Source organism: Youngiibacter multivorans, from assembly GCF_017873395.1.
Taxonomy (GTDB): Bacteria; Bacillota; Clostridia; order Clostridiales; family Clostridiaceae; genus Youngiibacter; species Youngiibacter multivorans.
On sequence record NZ_JAGGKC010000056.1, the window covers coordinates 1 to 6,123 of the forward strand.

A 6,123-nucleotide genomic window follows, 5' to 3' on the forward strand; every position below is an offset into this window, starting at 1 on the left:
GACAAATCAGGAAGATGGAAGTTCCAACTGAGGTTTGGCTGAATCCGATCAAAACTGACGATAAGATTTTGCGACAACTACCTTGACAAACACCGTTACACAGACATGATATCTTTGCAATCAGAATCAGATCTGAATCAGCTCGTAATCCATTGTTCCCAATCCGATTTTCTCGGCATGCCTGAGTGATGTTCTGCCTTTGTCGAAGAGCAGTTCACCGCTGTTTTTCTGTACAAGCTCCAGGCAAGCAGTATCCAAAGCGACTGGATCCTTTGATGCTAGGACTCCTATATTTCCGGTTATTGGCTCCATGTGCATTCCTGCACAATCGCATTCCTGGGTGATATTATGCACGAAGGCTATGTAGATGTTGTCCTTGTCCTTGGATGCCCCATATGCATACTCTGAAAGCTTCTCTAAAAAGTGAGAGCCAGTCCATGTATTTCTTATCGCACCGGTAGGACATACAGCGATACATCCAGCACAGCCGATGCATTTACTGCTGTCAATCACAGCAAAGTCCATGATTTCAATTGCACCATAGTTGCACTTGTTCACGCAAATGCCGCAGGATACGCACTTCTCCGCCTTAACTACAGGTGATATTCCAGAATGCTGCTCAAGCTTTCCGCCTCTTGCCGCAAATCCCATGGCAAGCTGCTTGAGAGCCCCTCCGAATCCAGCCTCGATATGTCCCTTGAAATGACTCATCACAATAAACTGACCATAATTCCCATATGCCTTGCCGATTTTACAGCTCTTCAGGTATTCCTTGCCGATTTCAATCTCATTATACTCGGTACCGATGTCCCCATCAGCTATTATGATAGGTATCTGATTGAAGCCATGAGCCTTTGCAGTCTCAAGATGGACCTCTGTCGTGGTCCTTGAACCCCTGTAAAGGACATTCGTTTCGATATAGGATGGTGATACGCCTTTTTCCTTCAGGTAGTTTATGGTCTCATCATAACAAGCTGCTGGAATAAATGTCTTATTCCCCTTCTCTCCGAAATGAACCTTAATCGGGACTTCCTTGTCAAACCTGTGGCCGGTTTCTGCTACTACCTTCTTCAGCAGCAACAGTGCATCTTTCCCTAACTGGTCATAATCAGATTTCACGTTCTCGATAAAGTATACTTTGCTCATTTTAACACCTTCACCCTACAAATTTTTGTATTTTTCGATACCTTTCCTCAGCCTCTCAAGTCCATCCATTAAACGCTCTCTCGGACAGGCAGCATTGATCCTGATGAAGCCTTTCCCCGACTCCCCGTAGGCATCCCCTGCAGAGACATATATTCCTGCTACTTCCCGTAGATGCCTGCACAGACCTTCTGTATCCATGGTGATGCATCTTACGTCAACCCAAAGTAGGTATGTGGCATGTGCTGTGACTAGATGCAGCTCCGGTAATTCAGACTCCAGGAATTCCGCTGCGACCCTTCTGTTTTCATAAAGATATGTGCTGAGTTCATCAAGCCATTCTTCACCCTCTGAAAATGCTGCGATTGTCGCTTCCATGGCAATCGCATTCGGCTCAGCTACCTCGTCAGTATTCAAAGCCCTGTTCATCCTGTGTCTGAGCATAGCATTTGGAACTACAACTGCTGCAGTCTGGAGGCCTGCGATATTGAACGCCTTGGTAGGCGCAATGCAGGTAATGCTGATATCCGCACATTCGCCTGAAACGGACGCGAATGGGATGTAACTATGCCCATTCTCCGTAAGGTCGCAATGGATCTCATCGGAGATTACAATAACGCCATGCTTCTTGCAGAGCTCACCTATCCTTTCAAGTACTACCCTATCCCAGACCTTACCAATCGGATTATGAGGATTGCAAAGAATCATCATCGTTGTCTGTGGATCCGAAAGCTTTTCCTCCAGATCCGCAAAATCAATGCTGTATTCCCCATCATCGTAGATGAGCCTGCTCTCAACCACATTCCTGCCGTTGTTCAGGATCGAATTGAAGAATATGTTGTATACCGGAGTCTGAACCAGTATATTCTCACCAACCGTAGTCAACTTCCTAACTGCGCTTGAAATGGCTGGAACAACTCCAGTACAGAAAATCAGCCAGTCCCTGTCTATCTGGAAGTTATGCCTTCTTTCCCACCAGTCGCCGATTGACTTGTACCATTCATCAGGGACTGTCGTGTAGCCGAAGATTCCTTTTCGTACCTTGGCCTCAATTGCTTCTATGATTTCAGGGGCTGTCCTGAAATCCATGTCAGCAACCCACATCGGCAGGACACTATCCTCAACATCCCATTTCATGGAATTCGTATTGCGCCTGTCAGTCATTAAAGAAAAGTCATACCGCATGTTTCATTTCTCCCGTAATTACCCTTGTATTCCTGGAATCGACTTTGGTCTCATCAATGATAAGCTCCCCTATGCCATCTGCCCGGATAATGCCTCCTGATGGATTCATGACGCTGTCTATTCGCCCTATGATATCAGCATCGACTGTAGAATACTCGAATGCAAGTGTCGTATTCAGAAGTATGCAGTTCTTCATCACAAGGTTCTCGATATAGCACAAGCCCTGCAGACTTTCTATGGTACAGTTCACAAAGGTAAGGTTCCTTGAGTTCCAACCCAGGTACTCACCTGATATATATGAATCATAGACTGTCACATTCTCGCAGTTCCAGAATGCATCCTTGGAGAGCAGCTTCGCATTTCTTATTTCTATGTTTGACCCTCCATCGAAGGCATAGTTGCCAAACAGCTGGAATCCGTCAACCTTGATATTCGTGCTGTTCATGCCAAAGTAGTCCCCTTTGGCTGTGACATTCTCGAGAACTATACGGTCACATTTCCATAGCGTCTCCCCTGCATTTGACATTGACACATTCTTCAGTCTGATCCCCTTTGATCGCCTGAAAGTCTTTGGCGCTTCAATGATAGTATTTGATACTGCAATATTTTCAGTATACCAAATTCCTGACCGTGCCATCTCAAAAAGCGTGCTTTCATCTACCACAATGTCTTTACTGTACCATAGCGGATACTTCCATTTGAATGAACTGTGGTCAATATCTATATTTTTACTTTCTTTAAGCGGTGACTCTCCATCCGCAAAGGTCGAATAGGATATCTTCAGATCCTTGCTCTGAAAAGTGCCCTTTCACCTGTCAGCATCTGCCTGTTTATTAACTTCATGAACTTATCCTCCCTGGATCTCACCCTGCAGAAAATCATTCTCTATGTAACTTTCTGCATCCATCTACTTACCCGTGTCCTGATTTTGATTATGGATCACATCTGTTCCAGCTATAATAGCTGTCTCATAGTACCTGATCTTATGATTGATGGTTTCAAGGACCTTACCAAACTCCTCTATCTGTTTTTCAACAACATCTCTTCTTTGAAAGAAAATCTCCAGTCGCTCCTTAAGTGTGCTGTCACCTTCTCGGCATAAGTCCATATATCTTTTGATGTCCTTAATTGGCATCCCCGAATTTTTCATGCAGGTAATTATATTCAGACCGTTGATATCTGCCTCTTTGAAGACTCTTGTACCAGCCTGCTTCTTCTCAACAAATGGCAAAAGACCTTCCTTATCGTAGTAACGTAAAGTTGTAACTGTAACTCCCATCTTTTCTGCAGCCTGGCTTATGGTATATGTCATATAGCACTCCTGATTCTTTTTTTACTCTAATCTTGTAATTACTCCCTAATGATAAGGGGTGAAGTTAACTCTAAGTCAATACCATAATTTGAAAATTATGACACCCAAAACTTTCGTATCTATAATTACTGCAATTAGAAAGTGTATAAAGAATATGATCGAACAGAACCTGTCCTATTAGAGATGTATGTACCGTCTGATACTTAAGAAGTGTCAGGAGAACCTACTATGGCTCCAGCATGATTTTGAGTAGCAGAGTGTGAAGTTAAGTGAATGATTGATCTTCGATTATCTCCCCATAGAAAAACTCCCCCTGCAGTGACAGTTTTATCATTTCAACTGTCTGCTGCAAGAGGAGATTATCATTTACAGGGTATGGGTTATTTGAGATTACCGCTTCCGCATCTTTACTGGAACCCTCACGAAATATGCGGAAATAGATCTGTGATAAATTAGCAATATAAGTCTTTCAAAAGATTTGAAATATCTTTTGAAAAATCGTGTCAGATACCGACTGTCCGCTTATCCAGGGTTAGATAACGAATGCCATACCTAACGTAGTAAACAAACCCGCAAATATTGCACAAGTAACTACTGGCGCTAAGATGTTGCCGTATTTTCTATAGATGTAAGTAACAACCGCTGTTGTTCCACCCATCATAAAGCAATATCCAAAGGCGAAATCGAGTGCCCCGCTGCTGGTGTCTTTACCAGTTCCATAAACATCAATTTGCGGAATAATTGTTTGACCTGTACCAATTACTAAACTACCGCCATATTGTATTAGTAATAGCACAAATAATGCTGATGCTGTAAGGACTGCATTTACGGTAACTGAAATGATCATGTCTTTCTTCGCATTTCCTGTTGAAGGAAGTATTCTTTGACTTAAGTTTCCAACAAACATCACTGTGAAGATAATAAGCATATATGGAATTGACGTAAGCACTCTATATCCACTTGGCTTTAAGAAAGTTGCCAAGTTCCACACTTGGATGTTAATACCTAAGTATACTTCTAATACTGTCATAATTAATCCAAAGAAAGTTACAATCCCAACACCGAGAAGAATAGCTTTACCAATATTGGCTAACTTCAGTTTGGTAACACCTTCAGCACCTAATGAAAAATCTGAAAGGTCTAGTACTTCACCAGCTTTTTTGCGGGATGAAGTTTTTATTATTAATCGGGTGCCGCCGATTAAAGCAAGAACTAAGAGCCAAGCCATTATCCCGTTAAGTGCAGCTGATGACAATAGTTTTGTCTTTGGTAAGAAAGCCATTGCGTACGCTGATACATGTACAAATATAGCTGCAGGTATGACAAATGTAAATAGAATATCAGTCGCCCAAGCTTTCGCTCCTCTTTGAGCTTTCTTTTCAGGTCTTACATTTGTTAATGAGCTAAAGAAGTTAAATTCCAGCATTAATCCGATAGTTGCTGCCAATAAGAACAGCATGTTAATAGAAGCAATACCTGAGAACAGTTGCTGCAATTTCCACACTTGGTCATTATCAGCTAGATCAATTGGAAATTCTGAATAGGTTCTTTCAAAATTAAGTATTGCTGCAATTGTTTCACTACTGATATTTCCGGTTTGGTGTAATGTACCGCCAACTTCAGTATATCTTGTTGAATTACCCTGCTCGTTAAAGACGTAATCTTTGCCGCTTTCCATAGGTATACCTTTGTTAATCGCTGCTGATATAGCAGCATTGTTTGCTTGAGGATCACCTATAAAGAAATAATCATATTGGTCAGCTGTTGACTTAATCAGACCGTAATTGGTTTTGAAACCTGCAATTTTATCCAAATTACCTGTCAACTTAACCATGAATGGACCAAATACGCCCAATGCGGATCTTAGTTTCGGTCCAAAAACACCTGTACTGACCAACACATTGTGAGATCCTGCAGAATACCCAATAATATTCAAATTATCTTTTTTGATAATATCTAAATTATTAAGAGCATATGCTGTAACATCAATGGCTTGTGGTATCCTATCTGTAACATCAGATTCACCGCCACCAGACAAGTCCGGAGATAATACGACCATACCTCTTCTTGCAAGTTCCATACTCCATGTGTCATTACTATGCGCTTGGTTCGATCTGCCATGATAGATCACAACGCCAGGTGCAGGTGATTCTTTGGTTGCATTTTTTGGGATGTAGATCAATGTACTGATTTTAGCTCCACCCGAACCCATAATCGTTAATCTTTCAATACGTACTTGTCCCCAAGATGTTTGAAATCCCCAAATAAAGAACGAAGATATAATTAGTATTGCCAGTGATATTGCAAAAAAACGTACAGCGCCTTTGCGTCTCGCACTTGTTGATGATAGTTGATTTGTCATGTTAAACCTCTCTTTCATTATTCTTTCGTAAGCGGAAATTGTACAGCACATAGCAGCCAAACAAGTGTTTTGAGATAATCAAACCATCAATACGAGTGGAGTGATTATCATGCCGTCATCA

At 41.8% G+C, this 6,123-nt stretch carries 5 protein-coding genes; all 5 read right to left on the bottom strand.

Features of this window, described 5'->3' with window-relative positions:
* Positions 1 to 126 precede the first annotated feature (126 nt).
* The 5 genes from J2Z34_RS17295 to J2Z34_RS17315 all read right to left on the bottom strand — a co-directional run bounded on the left by J2Z34_RS17295 (position 127) and on the right by J2Z34_RS17315 (position 6,002).
* Positions 127 to 1,146 (bottom strand): DUF362 domain-containing protein, encoded by a 1,020-nt coding sequence (locus tag J2Z34_RS17295; protein WP_209461123.1) that lies wholly within the window; start codon positions 1,144 to 1,146, stop codon positions 127 to 129.
* A gap of 15 nt (positions 1,147 to 1,161) precedes the next feature.
* Entirely contained in the window at positions 1,162 to 2,328 is a 1,167-nt protein-coding gene (locus tag J2Z34_RS17300; RefSeq protein ID WP_209461124.1) for a MalY/PatB family protein, read from the bottom strand.
* Entirely contained in the window at positions 2,318 to 3,112 is a 795-nt protein-coding gene (locus J2Z34_RS17305; protein WP_342453228.1) for a DUF3737 family protein, read from the bottom strand. Before J2Z34_RS17305 ends, J2Z34_RS17300 begins: the two co-directional genes overlap by 11 nt.
* Before the next feature lie 123 nt (positions 3,113 to 3,235).
* Entirely contained in the window at positions 3,236 to 3,640 is a 405-nt protein-coding gene (locus J2Z34_RS17310) for a MerR family transcriptional regulator (protein ID WP_209461125.1), read from the bottom strand.
* A gap of 532 nt (positions 3,641 to 4,172) precedes the next feature.
* The gene (locus J2Z34_RS17315) at positions 4,173 to 6,002 is read right to left on the bottom strand and encodes an alpha/beta hydrolase family protein (RefSeq protein WP_209461126.1); all 1,830 of its coding nucleotides are present in this window, start codon (positions 6,000 to 6,002) and stop codon (positions 4,173 to 4,175) included.
* Positions 6,003 to 6,123 lie beyond the last annotated feature (121 nt).

Bases quoted from the DNA above. Each gene is read 5' to 3' on its own strand.
- J2Z34_RS17295 (WP_209461123.1), bottom strand. From the start codon at position 1,146: ATGAGCAAAGTATACTTTATCGAGAACGTGAAATCTGATTATGACCAG.
- J2Z34_RS17300 (WP_209461124.1), bottom strand. From the start codon at position 2,328: ATGCGGTATGACTTTTCTTTAATGACTGACAGGCGCAATACGAATTCC.
- J2Z34_RS17310 (WP_209461125.1), bottom strand. From the start codon at position 3,640: ATGACATATACCATAAGCCAGGCTGCAGAAAAGATGGGAGTTACAGTT.
- J2Z34_RS17315 (WP_209461126.1), bottom strand. From the start codon at position 6,002: ATGACAAATCAACTATCATCAACAAGTGCGAGACGCAAAGGCGCTGTA.